14 protein-coding genes are annotated in these 16,455 nt (G+C 69.3%); 7 read left to right on the top strand and 7 right to left on the bottom strand.

The window, feature by feature from the left end:
• Positions 1–22: 22 nt before the first annotated feature.
• The 5 genes from OG625_RS09055 to OG625_RS09075 form a co-directional block, all read right to left on the bottom strand.
• Positions 23–949: a carbohydrate ABC transporter permease gene (locus OG625_RS09055; protein WP_329378124.1), complete on the bottom strand. Its 927-nt coding sequence runs from the start codon at positions 947–949 to the stop codon at positions 23–25.
• Between the two features lie 14 nt (positions 950–963).
• Entirely contained in the window at positions 964–1,908 is a 945-nt protein-coding gene (locus OG625_RS09060) for a carbohydrate ABC transporter permease (protein ID WP_329378125.1), read from the bottom strand.
• A gap of 20 nt (positions 1,909–1,928) precedes the next feature.
• Entirely contained in the window at positions 1,929–3,353 is a 1,425-nt protein-coding gene (ngcE, locus tag OG625_RS09065) for an N-acetylglucosamine/diacetylchitobiose ABC transporter substrate-binding protein (protein ID WP_443067877.1), read from the bottom strand.
• A gap of 307 nt (positions 3,354–3,660) precedes the next feature.
• Positions 3,661–6,375 carry an aconitate hydratase AcnA gene (gene acnA / locus OG625_RS09070; RefSeq protein ID WP_329378129.1) on the bottom strand — a complete coding sequence of 905 codons (2,715 nt, stop codon included), beginning with the start codon at positions 6,373–6,375 and terminating at the stop codon, positions 3,661–3,663.
• A gap of 155 nt (positions 6,376–6,530) precedes the next feature.
• Positions 6,531–7,553 carry a LacI family DNA-binding transcriptional regulator gene (locus tag OG625_RS09075; RefSeq protein WP_329378131.1) on the bottom strand — a complete coding sequence of 341 codons (1,023 nt, stop codon included), beginning with the start codon at positions 7,551–7,553 and terminating at the stop codon, positions 6,531–6,533.
• An 85-nt stretch (positions 7,554–7,638) separates the two neighbouring features.
• Here OG625_RS09075 and OG625_RS09080 point away from each other — a divergent pair, with 85 nt between their 5' ends.
• The 5 genes from OG625_RS09080 (at position 7,639) to OG625_RS09100 (ending at position 12,759) form a co-directional block, all read left to right on the top strand.
• Positions 7,639–9,546: an amidohydrolase gene (locus OG625_RS09080; RefSeq protein ID WP_329378132.1), complete on the top strand. Its 1,908-nt coding sequence runs from the start codon at positions 7,639–7,641 to the stop codon at positions 9,544–9,546.
• 180 nt (positions 9,547–9,726) lie between these two features.
• Positions 9,727–11,256: a helix-turn-helix domain-containing protein gene (locus tag OG625_RS09085; protein ID WP_329378134.1), complete on the top strand. Its 1,530-nt coding sequence runs from the start codon at positions 9,727–9,729 to the stop codon at positions 11,254–11,256.
• Positions 11,257–11,674: 418 nt separating this feature from the next.
• Positions 11,675–12,100 carry a hypothetical protein gene (locus OG625_RS09090; RefSeq protein ID WP_329378136.1) on the top strand — a complete coding sequence of 142 codons (426 nt, stop codon included), beginning with the start codon at positions 11,675–11,677 and terminating at the stop codon, positions 12,098–12,100.
• A gap of 24 nt (positions 12,101–12,124) precedes the next feature.
• A complete protein-coding gene (locus OG625_RS09095; RefSeq protein WP_329378138.1) occupies positions 12,125–12,331 on the top strand; it encodes a hypothetical protein in 207 nt (68 codons plus the stop codon).
• Positions 12,332–12,354: 23 nt separating this feature from the next.
• Positions 12,355–12,759 carry a hypothetical protein gene (locus OG625_RS09100; RefSeq protein WP_329378140.1) on the top strand — a complete coding sequence of 135 codons (405 nt, stop codon included), beginning with the start codon at positions 12,355–12,357 and terminating at the stop codon, positions 12,757–12,759.
• Between the two features lie 354 nt (positions 12,760–13,113).
• Here OG625_RS09100 and OG625_RS09105 read toward each other — a convergent pair whose 3' ends face one another.
• Positions 13,114–13,596 (bottom strand): hypothetical protein, encoded by a 483-nt coding sequence (locus OG625_RS09105; protein WP_329378142.1) that lies wholly within the window; start codon positions 13,594–13,596, stop codon positions 13,114–13,116.
• A gap of 235 nt (positions 13,597–13,831) precedes the next feature.
• The gene (locus OG625_RS09110) at positions 13,832–14,221 is read right to left on the bottom strand and encodes a hypothetical protein (protein WP_329378144.1); all 390 of its coding nucleotides are present in this window, start codon (positions 14,219–14,221) and stop codon (positions 13,832–13,834) included.
• Between the two features lie 346 nt (positions 14,222–14,567).
• Between OG625_RS09110 and OG625_RS09115 the strand changes: the two genes are divergently transcribed.
• Both OG625_RS09115 and OG625_RS09120 read left to right on the top strand, forming a co-directional pair.
• Complete coding sequence (locus OG625_RS09115) at positions 14,568–14,945, top strand: hypothetical protein (RefSeq protein WP_329378146.1); 378 nt, start codon at positions 14,568–14,570, stop codon at positions 14,943–14,945.
• 102 nt (positions 14,946–15,047) lie between these two features.
• Positions 15,048–16,445, top strand: coding sequence for a cytochrome P450 (locus OG625_RS09120; protein ID WP_329378148.1), 1,398 nt, complete (start codon positions 15,048–15,050; stop codon positions 16,443–16,445).
• The last annotated feature ends 10 nt before the right edge of the window (positions 16,446–16,455 follow it).

Raw genomic sequence — 16,455 nt, forward strand, 5'->3', positions numbered from 1 at the left:
GCTTCCTTCTGAGCCCAGGGGGCTACTTGAGAGTGGCGGAGGTCAGTCCGGCCTGGATCTGGCGCTGGAAGGAGAGGTAGACCGCCAGCATCGGGATGATCGCGATGGTGGCGCCGGCGAACAGCACGGGAAGGTCCGTCTCGTAGCCCATCTGGTACTGGAGCTGGATGAGGCCCTGGGTGAGCATGTAGCGCTCGGGGTCTGCGCTCGTCTGGGGCTGCATCAGCACGGCCGGCAGGATGTACTGGTTCCACTGGCCCAGGATGTTGAATATCCCGACGCTGATCAGGCCGGGCTTGGCCATCGGCAGCATCACCTGGAAGAAGATCCGGGTGTCGGAGGCCCCGTCGATGACGGCCGCCTCGTAAATCGCGGTCGGCAGCGTCCGGAAGAAGGAGTGCATGAAGAAGACAGTGAACGGCATCGAGTAGGCGACGTACACCAGGATCAGGCCCTGGTAGGTGTTCAGCATGTCGAAGCGCTTGACCATGAAGAAGAGCGGTACGAGCGCCAGGAACACCGGGAACATCGCCCCGCTGACGAAGAAGTAGTAGACGAGCCGGTTGCCCGTGAAGGGGTAGCGGGCCAGTACGTACGCGGCCATCGAGCCGAACAGCATGGTCAGCGGGACCGAGAACACCAGCACGATGAGGGTGTTCGCGAAGTAGCCGCCAATGCCCTTGGTCCAGGCTCGGCCGAAGGCGTCGAAGTGCCAGTTCGAGGGCCAGCTGAGGGCCGAACCGCCGATCTGCGCGTCGGTCTTGAAGGCGCCGAGGGCGAGCCAGATCAGGGGCAGCACGATCATTATCGCCCAGAGGACGAGGAAGCCGTGCGAGAAGACGTTGAGGACCACGCCCTCGGAGCGGCGTCCGTCCCGCTCCTTCGTCCGTCCGGGTCCGCCGGACCGCTCCGCGGCAGCTTCGCCCGGAGCCTTGATCACTGTGGTCATTACTGGTCTCCCGCTCAGAACTCGATGCGCTCGCGGCGGGTGGCGCGCAGCGTGATGACGGACAGGATCATGGTCAGGACGAGCATGACCACGCCCATGGCGCAGGCGTAGCCGCTCTTGCCGAAGTACAGGAAGTTGCGCATCAGCACCGTCGACATGACCTCGCTGTGGTGGTCGGGTCCGCCGCCGAACTGGCCCGAGGTCATGGTCGACACCAGCACGAACATGTCCATCGCGGCGATGCCCAGATAGACCGCGGAGGTCTGCACAGAGTCCCACAGCAGGGGCAGGGTGACCTTGAAGAAGGTCTGGGCGCGCCCGGCGCCGTCGAGCAGCGCGGCCTCGTAGATGTCCTTGGGAACGGACTGCATGGCCGCGGAGAACAGCACGAGGTAGAAGCCGACGCCGTGCCAGACGACGACGAGCAGCAGGCACCAGAGCACGAAGTTGGGCTCGTTGAGCCATTCGACCGGGTGCTTCGGGTCGATCAGGCCGAGCTTGATCAGGAAGCCGTTGAGCAGGCCGCCCTCGTCGCTGCGGTAGATCGCGCCGAAGAGCACGGCGAGGATCGCGAGGGAGAGCACCTGCGGGAAGAAGTAGACGATCTTGTAGATGCGCGATCCGCTCACGCCCTGGACCCCGCCCGCCCCGCTGCGCCCGCCCGCGTTCACCATGAAGGCGAAGAAGAGGGCGAGCAGGATGGTGACGACGGGGACGAACACCAGGAGCAGCAGGTTGTGCCCGAGCGCGCCCCGGAAGTCATCGTCCTTCAGCAGGGTCGAGTAGTTCTCCAGGCCGACGAAGTCGAACGTCGGTGACTGCCCGGTCCAGTTGGTGAAGGAATAGCCGAACGTCTGTACGTACGGCCAGATGACGAAGGTCAGGTACAGCGCGAGGGGTGCGAAGAGGAAGGCGGTGATGAAACCGCCCTTCCCCCGCCCCTGTGCTACGTGGCTCATGGTGTCCGTCCCCGCAGTGGTCAGCTGCGCTTGTTGTTCTTGGCGTTCGGGTCCTGGGCGGCCTTGTTGACCGCGGCCTGGGCCCGCTTGATCCATTCCTTGGGCTGGATCCGCTGCGCCATCAGCTCATTGGACGCGTTCTGGATCTCCGTGTCCATCTCGCTGTACCAGTCGGGGTAGCGGTAGGTGAAGGTGTTGGCGCCCGCCCCCTTCAGCGCCTCGACCGCCGACTGGGTGCCCGGCCGCAGTTTGACGCTCGGGTCGACGCCGTCCTTGACCACGGTGAGCGAGTTGGCCTGCTGGGCGAAGATCGTCGACCATTCGCGGGACAGCATAGAACGGAGGAACTCCAGGCCCGCGGCCTTGTTGGCGGCCTTCTCCGGGACGATGAAGGGCTCGTCGACGCCGGCCCTGATCGCCTCCAGGGGCATCTTGCTGTCGGCGAGCAGCGGGACCGGCAGGAACTTCATGTCGAAGTCCTCCGGGGTCTGCTTCAGCTGCTCGTTCTCCAGCCAGGATCCGCAGGGGATGAAGGCGGCCTTGTACTGGTTCCAGGCCGTCTGGGAGTCCGTGTGGGTGAGGCCGTTGGTGCCCGGCATCAGCAGGCCCTTCTCGACCACCTCGTAGACCGCCTCGACGGCGGCGAGGGCGGCCGCGTTGCCCTCGAAGGCGTTGGGCGCGAGGTTGTCGATCGCCTTGACGGCGTCCAGGCCGCCCTTCTTGGCGATCAGGTCCATGATGACGACGTTGATGTAGTACGGGAACTTGCCCTGGTGGGCGAGGCCGCCGATGCCCGCCTCCTTGGCCTTGGTGCAGACGGCGAGGAACTCGTCCCAGGTCTTGGGCGCCGCCCAGCCCTTCTCCTTGAAGAGCTTGCCCGAGTACCAGAAGCCGAACACGGCGTACACGTACTTCAGGACGAGGTACTTTCCGCCCTGCATGCCCTGTTCGACGGCCCCGTCGACCAGGGTGTCGCGCACCTTCTTGGTCGGGTCGTCGAGCGAGGGCGCGTCGAGCACGGCGTTGAGGTCGGCGAGCTGGCCTCCCTTGGCGAGCACGTCCAGGGGGATCTTCTGGGCGCCCGAGTCGTCGACGACGTCCGGCGGGTTGCCGCCGTTGAAACGGGGCTGGAGCTTGGCGGTGATCTCCTGGGTGGCCAGGTGGGAGGTGGTGGTGCCCCACTTCTTGTCGAAGGCGGCCTCCCAGGCCTTCGCGTAGTCGTCGCCGAACCCGCCCTTGAAGACGACCACGTCCAGCTTGCCGCCCTTGGCCAGCCCGAAGGGGTTCTCCTTGGAGACGACCCCCTTGTCCGGGCCCTTCGTGGACTCCTCGCCGCCGGAGGCGCAGGCGGACAGGAAGCTCATCGTCGGCACCGTGATAAGTCCGAGTGCTGCGGAGCGCTTGATCAGATCGCGGCGCCCGAGGCCCTCACCCGTGGATCCCATGCTCATGTCCTCGCCTTCGTCAGAAGTGTGAAGGAGGCCGGAAAGTCACGGCGGTTGCCGTGCATGCGGACATCTCCGCAGGTCCCCGCCCATCCCCCGGTCCGGGGCCGCTGGTCTCGCTGCGATCCGGACGGGCACAGGTATAGTCCACTTCCGCTCGTGTGAGCAAGATCATGCACACGTATGGCCGTCGGTTTTTCCGAGTTGAGACCTGTCCGTCATCTGGACCGGCCCCCGGATGCACCAAAGGGCCGTACCCCCTTGGCGGGGATACGGCCCTTTGGTGCCGGTTGCGCCTCGGCGGTGACTAGCCGCGGATGAGGTTGCGGAGCACGTACTGCATGATGCCGCCGTTGCGGTAGTAGTCCGCCTCACCGGGGGTGTCGATGCGGACGACCGCGTCGAAGGAGACACCGGTGTCGGTGGTCACCTTGACCGTGCGCGGGGTGGTGCCGTTGTTCAGCTCCTCCACACCGGTGAAGGAGAAGGACTCCTCGCCGGTGAGGCCCAGGGAGGCCGCGGTGGCGCCCTCGGGGAACTGCAGGGGCAGAACGCCCATGCCGATCAGGTTGGAGCGGTGGATGCGCTCGTAGGACTCGGCGATGACGGCCTTGACCCCGAGCAGCGCGGTGCCCTTCGCCGCCCAGTCGCGGGAGGAGCCGGAGCCGTACTCCTTGCCCGCCAGGATGACCAGCGGGATGCCGGCGGCCTGGTAGTTCTGCGAGGCGTCGTAGATGAAGGAGACCGGCGCGCCGTCGACGGTGAAGTCGCGGGTGAAGCCGCCCTCGGTGCCCGGCGCGATCTGGTTGCGCAGGCGGATGTTGGCGAACGTACCGCGGATCATGACCTCGTGGTTGCCGCGGCGGGAACCGTACGAGTTGAAGTCGCGGCGCTCGACGCCGTGCTCCGTGAGGTACTTGCCGGCCGGAGTGTCGGCCTTGATCGCACCGGCCGGGGAGATGTGGTCGGTGGTGACCGAGTCGCCCAGCTTCGCCAGCACGCGCGCGCCGGCGATGTCGGAGACCGGGGTGGTCTCCATCGTCATGCCCTCGAAGTAAGGGGGCTTGCGGACGTAGGTGGACTGCGGGTCCCACTCGAACGTGTTGCCGGTCGGGATCGACAGCGCCTGCCACTGGGCGTCGCCCGCGAAGACGTCCTGGTAGGACTTGCTGAACATGTCCTCGCCGATGGCGTTCGCCACGACGTCGTTGACCTCGGCCTCGGTGGGCCAGATGTCCTTGAGGAAGACCGGGTTGCCCTCGGTGTCGATGCCGATGGCGTCCTTGGTGACGTCCACCTTCATGGAGCCCGCGATGGCGTACGCGACGACCAGCGGCGGGGAGGCCAGGTAGTTCATCTTGACGTCGGGGTTGATCCGGCCCTCGAAGTTGCGGTTGCCGGAGAGCACCGAGGTGACCGCGAGGTCGTGCTCGTTGATCGCCTTCGAGATCTCCTCGTCCAGCGGACCGGAGTTGCCGATGCAGGTGGTGCAGCCGTACCCGACGAGGTTGAAGCCCATCTTGTCGAGGTACGGGGTCAGGCCGGCCTTGTCGAAGTAGTCGGTGACGACCTTCGAGCCCGGGGCCAGGGTGGTCTTGACCCACGGCTTGCGGGACAGGCCCTTCTCGACCGCCTTCTTGGCCACGAGCGCCGCGGCGACCATGACGTAGGGGTTCGAGGTGTTGGTGCAGGAGGTGATCGCGGCGACGGTGACGGCGCCGTGGTCGATCTCGAAGGAGGTGCCGTCGGCCAGGGTGACCTGGGTCGGGCGGGTCGGCACGCCGTTGGTGGAGGCCGGGGCGTCGGAGGCCGGGAAGGACTCCTTGCCCGCCTCGTCGTCGTCCTCGACGTAGTTGCGCACGTCCAGGGCGAACTGCTGGGAGGCGTTCGCCAGGACGATGCGGTCCTGCGGGCGCTTCGGGCCGGCGATGGAGGGGACGACCGTGGAGAGGTCGAGCTCCAGCTTCTCGGAGAAGTCCGGCTCGGCGGCCGGGTCCAGCCACAGGCCCTGCTCCTTGGCGTACGCCTCGACGAGCGCGACCTGCTGGGCGTCGCGGCCGGTCAGGCGCAGGTACTTCAGCGTCTCGTCGTCGATCGGGAAGATCGCGGCGGTGGAGCCGAACTCCGGCGACATGTTGCCGATGGTGGCGCGGTTCGCGAGGGAGGTGGCGGCGACGCCCTCACCGTAGAACTCGACGAACTTGCCGACGACGCCGTGCTTGCGCAGCATCTCGGTGATGGTGAGCACCAGGTCGGTGGCGGTGGTGCCGGTGGGCAGCTCGCCGGTCAGCTTGAAGCCCACGACGCGCGGGATCAGCATGGAGACCGGCTGGCCGAGCATCGCGGCCTCGGCCTCGATGCCGCCGACGCCCCAGCCCAGTACGCCCAGGCCGTTGACCATCGTGGTGTGCGAGTCGGTGCCGACGAGGGTGTCGGGGTACGCCTGGCCGTTACGGACCATGACCGTGCGGGCCAGGTGCTCGATGTTGACCTGGTGGACGATGCCGGTGCCCGGGGGGACGACCTTGAAGTCGTCGAAGGCGGTCTGGCCCCAGCGCAGGAACTGGTAGCGCTCCTTGTTGCGGCCGTACTCCAGCTCGACGTTCTGCGCGAAGGCGTCCTTCGTGCCGAACTTGTCGGCAATGACCGAGTGGTCGATGACCATCTCGGCGGGCGAGAGCGGGTTGATCTTCGCCGGGTCGCCGCCGAGGGCCTTCACGGCCTCGCGCATGGTGGCGAGGTCCACGACGCAGGGAACGCCGGTGAAGTCCTGCATGATCACGCGGGCCGGCGTGAACTGGATCTCCTCGCTGGGCTGGGCCTGGGAGTCCCAGTTGCCGAGCGACCGGATGTGGTCGGCGGTGATGTTCGCGCCGTCCTCGGTACGGAGCAGGTTCTCCAGCAGGACCTTCAGGCTGTAGGGAAGGCGGGCGGAGCCCTCGACCTTGTCCAGCTTGAAGATCTCGTACGACTCGTCGCCCACCTGCAGCGTGCTGCGGGCGTCGAAGCTGTTCGCCGACACGACAGTCTCCTTCATGCATGAATTCGCGCGTATTTACCGCATCCTGCCGCCACGCCCCTTGGCCAATCCGCTAAGGTAAGGCTAAGTTAGGTAACCCTTACCAGCGGGGGCGGCTGCGGTTCGCCTTCGGCAGATATCTCGATGTCGAGATAACTCTAGTACATGTCCGGGGGCAGGGACGAGGCCCGCACCCGCAGGCCCGCCGCGACGGTCAGTCGACCGGTCGCTTCCGCATGCCCCGATTCCACCAGCGCGACCAGTGTGGACATGGCGAGCGCGCCGATCCGCTCCGGGTTCAGGGTGACGGTGGTCACGGGCGGATCGCCGTCCGCGTACGCCGCGTCCTCGCTCGCGCAGACCAGCAGCAGGTCCTCGGGCGTACGGATCCCATGGCGCGCGGCGGCTGCCAGCACCTGGCGGCCGCCCGGATCGTAGAGCGTGTAGACGGCGTCGGGGCGGCCGGGCGGGTCGACGCCCCCGCCGAAGACGGGGTCGAAGGCGCGGCCTTCCCCGTCCAGCGGATCGAAGGGGACCACCAGTGGGGGCATCCCCCGCTCCGCGCACCAGTGTTCGTAGGCCGAGGTGACGGCCCCCGTGTAGAACTCCCGGCCGAAGGCGGAGTGCAGGGCTATCCGCCGGGCGCCGGACGCGGCCAGATGGTCGAGCACCTCGCGGGTGATGCCGGCGTGGTCGTTGTCCACCCACACGTCGCCGGGCAGCGGGTCGCCGGGCCGGCCGTCGAAGACGATGGGCAGCCCGCGCGCCCGCAGGGCCCGGAGCACCGGGTCGTCCTGCGGGCTGTCGAGCAGCAGCATCCCGTCCACCGCGAGGGTGTGCCACAGCGGCTCGGCGCCGCGGTCCGCGGGCAGGGTGGTCAGGGCGTAGCCGTGGGCGTGGGCCACGGAGGTGGCGGCGGTGAGCAGCCGGGAGAAGTAGGCGACGCCGGCGAAGTCCCAGGTCCAGTCGGCGTAGGTGGTGACCGCTAGGCCGAGGGTGCGGGTGCGGGGGCCGCGGTGGGTGCCGTAGCCGAGGGAGGCGGCCACCTCCCGGACCCGGCGGCGGGTGCCGTCGCCGAGGCGGCCGGTGCCGGCGAGCGCGTGGGAGACGGTCGCGGTGGAGACCTCCGCGGCGCGCGCGATGTCGGCGATGGTGGGTCCGGGTCCTGGCACGCGGGTCATCGTACGGATTTCGTCGTCCGGGGTGGGTTCCGGTTAAGGGGTTAACCAAAGAGTGTCCTGGCCACATCGACGATTCGGAGTGGTCATGACGTCTTCTTCTCTGTCCCGGCGCGGCCTGCTCGCGGCGGCGGGGGCCGCCGGCGCGGCGGGCCTGCTGGGCGCGGCGGCCGGCAGCGCCGCCGCGGCGCCTTCGGGGCGCGGTCCGGCGGCCCTGGTCATCCACAACGCGCGGGTGTTCAGCGGGGTCGGGACGGGCCGCCCGGCCGAGGCGGTGGCCGTCGGCCGCGACGGGAAGATCCTGGCCACCGGGGAGGGCTCGGCGCTGCGCCGGTTCATCGGCCGCGACACCGAGGTGGTGGACGCGGGCGGCAACACCGTGATGAGCGGCATCCACGACGGGCACGTGCACCCGCTGGGCGCCGGGACGCGTTCGCTGAGCCCCTCGCTGGACGGGGCCGAGACCACCGTGGAGGAGCTGCGCGAGATCCTCACCGGCTTCCTCGCCGAGACCGGCGGCGCGGCGGCGGAGCCGGACCGCTGGCTGGTGGTGGAGGACTGGAACCCGGTCGGGCTGCTGCCGACGGGGACGGTCCCGCACCATTCGATGCTGGACGCGCTGGCGACCCGCCGCCCGGTCGTCCTCGTCGGCGGCGACGGGCACAACCTGTGGGCCAACCGGCGGGCACTGGACATCGCCGGGATCACGGCGGCCACCCCCGACCCGGTGGGCGGCCAGGTCGTGAAGGGCCCGGACGGGCAGCCGACGGGCGTGCTCAAGGACGACGCGCAGGGCCTGGTGAAGCGGCACGTCCCCGAGCCCTCCCGGGCCGAACTGGTCGCGGCCTGCGCCCGGGTGCTGGACCTTGCGGCCGCGTCCGGGATCACGACGATGATGGACGCCCTGGTCGGGCGGCACGAACTGGAGCTCTACCAGGCCCTGGCGCAGGCCGGGAAGCTGCCGCAGCGCATCGTGCCCGCGATCCGGCTGGACGCCGAGCAGGCCAAGGACCCGGCGGGCTCCCTGGAGTACGCGCTCGGCCTGCGGCGGCAGTTCGAGGGGACGCCCGGGCTGCGCTTCGGAATGATCAAGGTGTTCCTCGACGGGGTCATCGAGTACCCGGCGCAGACGGCCGCGCTGCTGGAGCCGTACCTGGACGGGAACGGCACGCCCACGCGGAACCGCGGCGAGCTGTACACCTCGGCGGCCGACTACGGCCGGCTGACCGCCGCCTTCAACCGGGTGGGCTGGCAGATGCACGCGCACGGGCTGGGCGACCGGGCCGTGCGCACGGCCCTCGACGGGTACGCGTACGCCCGCCGGGTCACCGGCCTGCGCGACCCGCGCAACGCCGTCGCCCACCTGCAGTTGGTGAACCCCGCCGACCTGCGGCGCTTCGCGCAGCTCGGGGTGGCGGCCTGCCTGCAGCTCCAGTGGGCGGCGCGGGACACCTGGACGATGGAGGCACTGCTGCCGTACATCGGGCCCGGGCGGCACCGGTGGATGTACCCGGCGCGCAGCCTGGAGAAGGCGGGGGCGCGGCTGGCCGGCGGCTCCGACTGGCCGGTGGACGCGCTGCAGGTGTGGAACCAGGTGCGCACCGCCGTCGACCGGCAGGGTGCGGCCGGCGAGGGCGAGCTGTACCGGGAGCTGGAGGGCCTGAGCCGTACGTCCGCGCTGCGGATGCACACCGCCGGCACGGCCTGGCAGCTGCGCCAGGAGGGGCTGACGGGGACGGTGGAGCAGGGCAAGGCCGCGGACCTGGTCGTGCTGGACCGGGACGTGACGCGGTGCCCGGTGGCCGACATCAGCGGGACGGGGGTGCGCATGACCCTGGTGGGCGGCCGCGTGGTGCACGACGCGGAGTCCCCGGCGGGCAGGGCGGCTTCGGCCCGCGTGGCCCGCGCGGGATCCGGCCCGCGCCCGGCCTCGTACGCGGGGGTCCACGGCGGCCGCCACCGCGCGTGCGGGTGCGGGGGCGGCGCGGGGGCCTGAGCGGGGCACGACGCCGGCAATGCGCCGGGCACGGCTCCGGGCCGGTCGCCCGCCCCACCCCGCCCCACCTCTGCCGGGCAGGGGTGGGCGACCGGCCCCACTATGGGACCTGACGGTCGATAACACCCAAATGCCCCACCCCCCGCGATCAACATCTCATATCTGAGATACGGTGCACCCATGGCAGACGACTACCTCGTACGCATCGGCAAGCTCATCCGTGACGCCCGGCAGCACCGGGGCTGGACACAGAGTCAACTCGCCGACGCACTCGGCACCAGCCAGAGCGCCGTGAACCGGATCGAGCGCGGCAACCAGAACATCAGCCTTGAGATGATCGCCCGCATCGGCGAAGCGCTCGACAGCGAGATCGTCTCCCTGGGCTACGCCGGCCCGATGCACCTGAGGGTCGTCGGCGGCCGCCGTCTGTCCGGCGCCATCGACGTCAAGACGAGCAAGAACGCGTGCGTCGCCCTGTTGTGCGCCTCGCTGCTCAACAAGGGCCGTACGGTGCTCCGGCGGGTGGCCCGCATCGAGGAGGTCTACCGCCTCCTGGAGGTCCTGAACTCCATCGGCGTCCGCAGCCGCTGGATCAACGACGGCGTGGACCTGGAGCTCGTCCCGCCGGCCCGCCTCGACATGGACGCCATGGACGCGGACGCGGCCCGCCGCACCCGCAGCATCATCATGTTCCTGGGCCCCCTCCTCCACCGGATGGACCACTTCCGCCTGCCCTACGCCGGCGGCTGCGACCTCGGCACCCGCACCATCGAGCCCCACATGATCGCCCTGCGCCGCTTCGGCCTGGACATCACCGCGACCGAGGGCATCTACCACGCCCAGGTCGAGCCCGGAGTCTCCCCCGGCCGCCCGATCGTACTGACCGAGCGCGGGGACACGGTCACCGAGAACGCGCTGCTGGCCGCCGCCCGCCACGACGGCGTGACCGTCATCCGCAACGCGTCGTCCAACTACATGGTCCAGGACCTGTGCTTCTTCCTGGAGGCGCTGGGCGTGAAGGTCGAGGGCATCGGCACCACCACCCTCACCGTCCACGGCATCCCGAACATCGACGTGGACGTGGACTACTCCCCCTCCGAAGACCCGGTCGAGGCGATGAGCCTGCTCGCCGCCGCCGTGGTCACGGAGTCGGAGCTGACGATCCGCCGGGTGCCGATCGAGTTCATGGAGATCGAGCTCGCGGTCCTGGAGGAGATGGGCCTCGACCACGACCGCTCGGCGGAGTACGTGGCCGACAACGGCCGCACCCGCCTGGTGGACCTCACGGTCCGCCCGTCGAAGCTCGAAGCCCCGATCGACAAGATCCACCCGATGCCGTTCCCCGGGCTGAACATCGACAACGTCCCGTTCTTCGCGGCCATCGCCGCCGTGGCCCAGGGCCAGACCCTGATCCACGACTGGGTGTACGACAACCGTGCCATCTACCTCACCGACCTCAACCGCCTCGGCGGCCGCCTCCAACTCCTGGACCCCCACCGCGTCCTGGTCGAGGGCCCCACCCGCTGGCGCGCGGCGGAAATGATGTGCCCGCCGGCCCTGCGCCCGGCGGTGGTCGTCCTCCTGGCGATGATGGCGGCCGAGGGCACGTCGGTGCTCCGCAACGTCTACGTGATCAACCGCGGCTACGAGGAACTGGCCGAGCGCCTCAACTCGGTGGGCGCCCAGATCGAGATCTTCCGCGACATCTAGGGATTGCGACATGATGGGACCAACCAGGCATTGCGAACACCCCCTCAGAAGTGGTCGCTGACCTGCGGAAACACCTTCCGGTGCCACTCGACACCTTCCGGCAGTTTCCATCCCCTCGCGCAAGAACTGTGCAGCGAATGAGGCCCCGACACCCTTCACGCAGGGTGGCGGGGCCTCAGTCTTTTCCACCCCATTTGTCCAGCATCCAGGGATGGTTGCACCCGTCCCGTTCCGAGAAGCTCGGGCCTCTGAACAGTGGAGCGACCTCCAGCCTGCTTCCTTCGCTGCTACCAACAGCCCGGATGCCGAGCCCGGAAGAGACCCGCGAACGCTGTGGCGTGGCACGCGAAGTCCCTGGTCGTGACCGGTCCTTGGGACGCCTCTGCCGTCCTTGACCTGCGGAAGCTAACCTCCGGCCGTGACTACTGACTACCCGTCCAACACGCACAAGACCCCGGGCTCCGAGCCCACCCCCAACACCGCCGACCAGAACAAATTCACTCACGCCGAGCTGGCCGCCGCGCTCGTCAAGCCCGGCGAACTCACCCACATCGCATCCCGCGGCAGCTTCACCACCTCCCGCGCCTTCATACCCGTCGGGTTCCTCATGAGCGCCGCAGTCCTCGGACTCGGCGCGGGCATCGCGCTCATCTACGCGAACACCACGGCCGGCGCTTCACTCGAAGTCCTCACCTGCAAGTACCTGTGCGACGAGGTCACCGCCGCCGCCAAGACCCACGAGACAGCCACCGCCTGGCTCACCTTCCTCGCCCCCGCCGCCGCCCTGTTCACCGCGCTCACCCTGTGGGCGTGGCCCATCGAGTACCGGCGCATCAACAACTGACACCCCGCCGAGGAGACCCGGCCAGTGCCCACCCCACCCCCGCCCAGCCCGGGACCGAGCGGCTGCACCATCGGCTGCGGCCTGATGATCGCGGCCTTCGTGTTCTTCATCGTCATGAGCACCATCACCGGCGGCTCCAGCAGCGTCGACACCAACGACTGCCGGAGCTGGTCCGGCATCGGAGACGGCACCGTCGACTGGCAAGCCGAATGCGAATCCGTCTACCCCTGACACCCACCCAAGGAGAAACGTCCGTGCCCGAAAAGAAGACGTACCTCGTCATCAAGCTCAGCAACGGGGTCAGAGACCTGGCGGCCGAAGACCGTCCCCACGACGGACTGGGTCGCACCTCCATCGGCTGGGAAGAAGGCCAGACCCCCCAGCACATCTACGACAACGGCCGCGGCATCTGGCCCCTCGACCCCAAGAAGGTCGAAGCCTGCGACTACGCCCTGTTCTGCGCCGCCGGAAAGGTCCGCCTGATCATCAAGCTCACCGGCCTCACGTCCGACCTGCGCCGCACCGCAGACGGCCCCCGAGGCCGCGCAGTCGAGGGCGACATCATCACCGAAGGCGACATCCACACGCTGTGGTTCGAGAAGGACACCCCCGTCTTCAGCACCAACCAGCAGCTGCTTACCGGCTACATCACCCTCTGATCCACCTCGTCGGGCCCCTACGTGTTGTGGTGACCACGGGTATCGGCCTTCTTTGGCTCCGGAAAATACGGGCTCCGACGAGCCGGTCTCGGGCGGCTGGCAGACCTCTCGCGAGGTGATGCTCACCCGGACGTCGGGCGTGGGCGAGGCGGACGCCTCCGGCAGCTATACCGGCACCGAGGCACTCGACTTGGCCGGGATCACCGGGCACCGCATCTTCGTGAGCAAAGCGCCCGACCCGCCCGGCGCGTACACCAGCGTCCTGCTCGAACGGCTCCAGCCGGACACCGGCGGCGGCGTAGGCGCGCATGCGAAAGCCCCCGACTCGGACGACCGGCGGGGGCTTCGTGAATGTCAGTGGGGGTTGGGTCTGCCGCGACCGCTTCCGCTGCCGCTGCCGTACTTGTCGTGGTAGTCGTCGTCGTTGTCGTAGTTCCCGTCGTAGTACTCCTTCGGGTTGCCGTACTTGTTGTGCCACTCCTGGTCGTTGTCGTAGTTCCCGTCGTAGTAGCCGGGGTTCGAGCCGTAGCTGCCCGAGGAACCGGTGCCGCCGCTGGTGGAGGGCCTGTACGTCGACACCTCCGGCTCGGGCGTCCTGGTGGGCGCTCGTGATGGTGTCGGGCTGGGGCTGCTGGTGGGGCTGGGGCTGTACGTGGGGCGCGCGGTGGGGGACCAGACGGTGCGGTCGGGGGTTGCGGTGGACGTGGTGGCGGTGGGTTCGGTGAGGGTCTCCGGTGCGGAGAGCGACATGGCCACGGCGGCGGCGGCGATGGCGATCGTCATGCCGATGGCGATGCGTGTCCCGTCACCGGACTGCGGGGACTTGGGGGTGGGCATGGCGGACCTCCGGGGTGATCTTTCGGCGGGGGGGCCGCGAACTGTAGGCCCTGACGATTCAGCACTCCAGGCGGGTCCACAACGTGAAACAGCCCCCGCCGGCACCACGTCCGCCAGCTCACCGAACTCGGCCCCGGCCTGGGTCGGGCCCGGAGGCCGAACCGCGCGAACACCCCGTACGCCCCGCGAGGGGGCCGCCGGAGAGATGGCACGGGCCGGCGGGTTCAGAGGCCGGCTAACAGCCGGTCACCACGCGGTCGAAGGCGTCGATCTCATGGGCCGCGGTGTAACCGGCGTTCGCGTTGGAATCGCGGAGGGCCCTCAACACCTGCTCCTGCGCACACCGGTTCACATGGCCCGCGGTCACCTTCCGCACGAAGTAGCGCCCCGCCTGGATGTCGTCGCCCATGTCGAGCAGGAGCAGCCGCAGGCGGTTGGCGAGCGGGAACGGGACGTCCTTGAACTTGAAGGCGGCACCGTCCTTGCCGTGCTTGCGGACCTCGGTCCTGCGGAGCAGACCGGCCACCTCTCCGTCGCCGGTCCCCTCGCTTTCGGGCAGGCGGGCGAGGAGCCCGTGGCCCACGAGGTCGGATATCTGGAACCTGGCCACGATGCGTTCGGTCATCGTCTCCCCTGTTCGTTGAGTGAGAACCCCGGCAGCGGTCAAGACCGGGGCGATGTGCAGTGACATGTTGAAGCGTCAGGCGGCGGCTGGCTCGGGACGCCGGCCGCCTGCGGAGGGCGGCTGCGGCTGCGCCGCGGAAGCCAGGGTCTCCGGCTGCGCCGCGGGGGGTGTCGAGGGTGACGACGGCTCGGCTCCTGGCCGTGGGCGTTGGCTCGCGGCGGGCTGCTCGATCCCCACAAGGGTGATGACGTATCAATCATGACAGGTCAGAAGGGGTTTTCGTAGGACGAACGGCACAGCCGTTTGCCCTGGTGCGACCCCCCTTGCGGCTTTCAGAATCGGCGTCATGAATCACACGGCGAACATCGATCACCACGAGGTCCTCCGAGCCCGAGTCGCCCTCCTCGAGTCCGGGACGCTGCCGATCCGACGGCAGGTCGCCGCCTACCGCACGCTCGTCCAGGTCGGTCCGCTCGCGTACCTGCCGCTGCTGACGGAGGCTCTGTACGAGTACAGCAAGCTGGAGTTCGCCGACCGGCCCGGGATAGCGCTGGCCCTGCGGGCCGAGTCCGTTGCCGCCGCGCGGCGGATGTGTGCGTTGGAAGGCGGTTGGGAGAAGCTGCTCCTGACCGCGCTGGACGGCTACCGGGAGCAGCTGGCCCTCATGGGGCGGCAGGACGAACTCGCCGCCGTGGAAGCCGAGATCGCGCGTGGTGGGTACTGAATTCGGTGGCCGGTATTCGGCCACCCGGGGGACCGGGCGTGGCCGTGGGTGGTGGGGAGCGGCAGAATCGGGCCGACGGTTCGGGACGAGGGGGCGGCGAACATGGCTGTGGATGTGAACGCGGAAGTCGGCAAGGAGATCCCGGTGCTCGCGGGGGTGCCCGTGGTCGGGTCGCTCTTCGATCTGAAGGCGGACGCGCTGGGTACGTACGAACGGGCCCGGCGGGAGCACGGGGACGTGGTGCGGGTCAGCGTCGGACCGCCCGGGCTGCGCGCCGAGTTGTACTGCCTCTTCTCGGCGGAGGGCGCCCAGCAGGTGCTCGCCGCCCAGTCGGCCAACTTCCGCAAGGACAACCCCTTCTACCAGGAGATCCGGGAGTCCTTCGGCAACGGGCTGCTGACCAGCCAGGACGAGGACTACCTGCGGCAGCGCCGGCTGGTCCAGCCGCTGTTCACCAAGCGGCGGGTGGACGGATACGCCGGGGCCGTCGCCGCCGAGACCGCGTCGGTGATCACGGCGTGGAAGGAGGCCGCCGACGGGGTTGTCGACCTCTCCGATCAGATGATGCACCTCGCCCTGCGCGCGGTCGCCCGGATCCTCTTCGGCACCGACGTCGAGGCCACCGTCGACGTCGTGGACCGGTGTTTTCCGGTCATCACCGAGTACGTCCTCGGCCGCGGGTACTCCCCCGTCAACATCCCGCGCGCCTGGCCCACTCCGGGCAACCGGAAGGCGGCCGCGGCGATGGACGAGTTGTACGGGGTCTGCGACGGGATCATCGCCGGGCGGCGGCGCGGCGCGGACGCCGACGCGGCGGAAGGGAGCGAGGGGGAGGACCTGCTGAGCCTGCTCGCCGGGGCCAAGAGCTCGGACGACGCGGAGTTCGACGTCTCCGAGCTCCGCGACCAGGTGCTGATCTTCCTGCTCGCCGGCCACGAGACGACCGCCACCTCCCTCTCCTTCGCCCTCCACCTGCTGGCCCGTCACCCCGAGGAGCAGCGGCGGGCCCGTGAGGAGATCACCCGGGTGCTCGGCGACCGCACGCCCGCGGCGGCCGACCTCGACCGGCTCCCGTACCTCACCCAGGTGCTCAAGGAGGCCATGCGGCTCTATCCGGCCGCCCCGGTCATCGGCCGCAACGCCGTCGCCGCCACCGACATCGGCGGGTACACCATCCCGGCCGGCGCGAACGTGATACTGGCTCCGTGGGTGACGCACCGCCACCCGGACTACTGGACGGACCCGGACCGCTTCGACCCCGAGCGCTTCACCCCGGAGGCGGAGGCGGCGCGCCCGCGCTACGCCTGGTTCCCCTTCGGGGGCGGTCCGCGCGCCTGCATCGGGCAGCACTTCTCGATGCTGGAGTCGGTGATCGCGCTGGCCATGATCCTGCGGGCGTACGAGTTCGAGGCCGTGGACACCGACATCCCGGTCAGCTCCGGGATCACCCTGATGACGCAGGGGCCGACGCGCTGCCGGATCAGGAGCTTGGACGGCTGAGGGGCGCCCG

It is taken from the genome of Streptomyces sp. NBC_01351 (genome assembly GCF_036237315.1).
Taxonomy (GTDB): Bacteria; Actinomycetota; Actinomycetes; order Streptomycetales; family Streptomycetaceae; genus Streptomyces.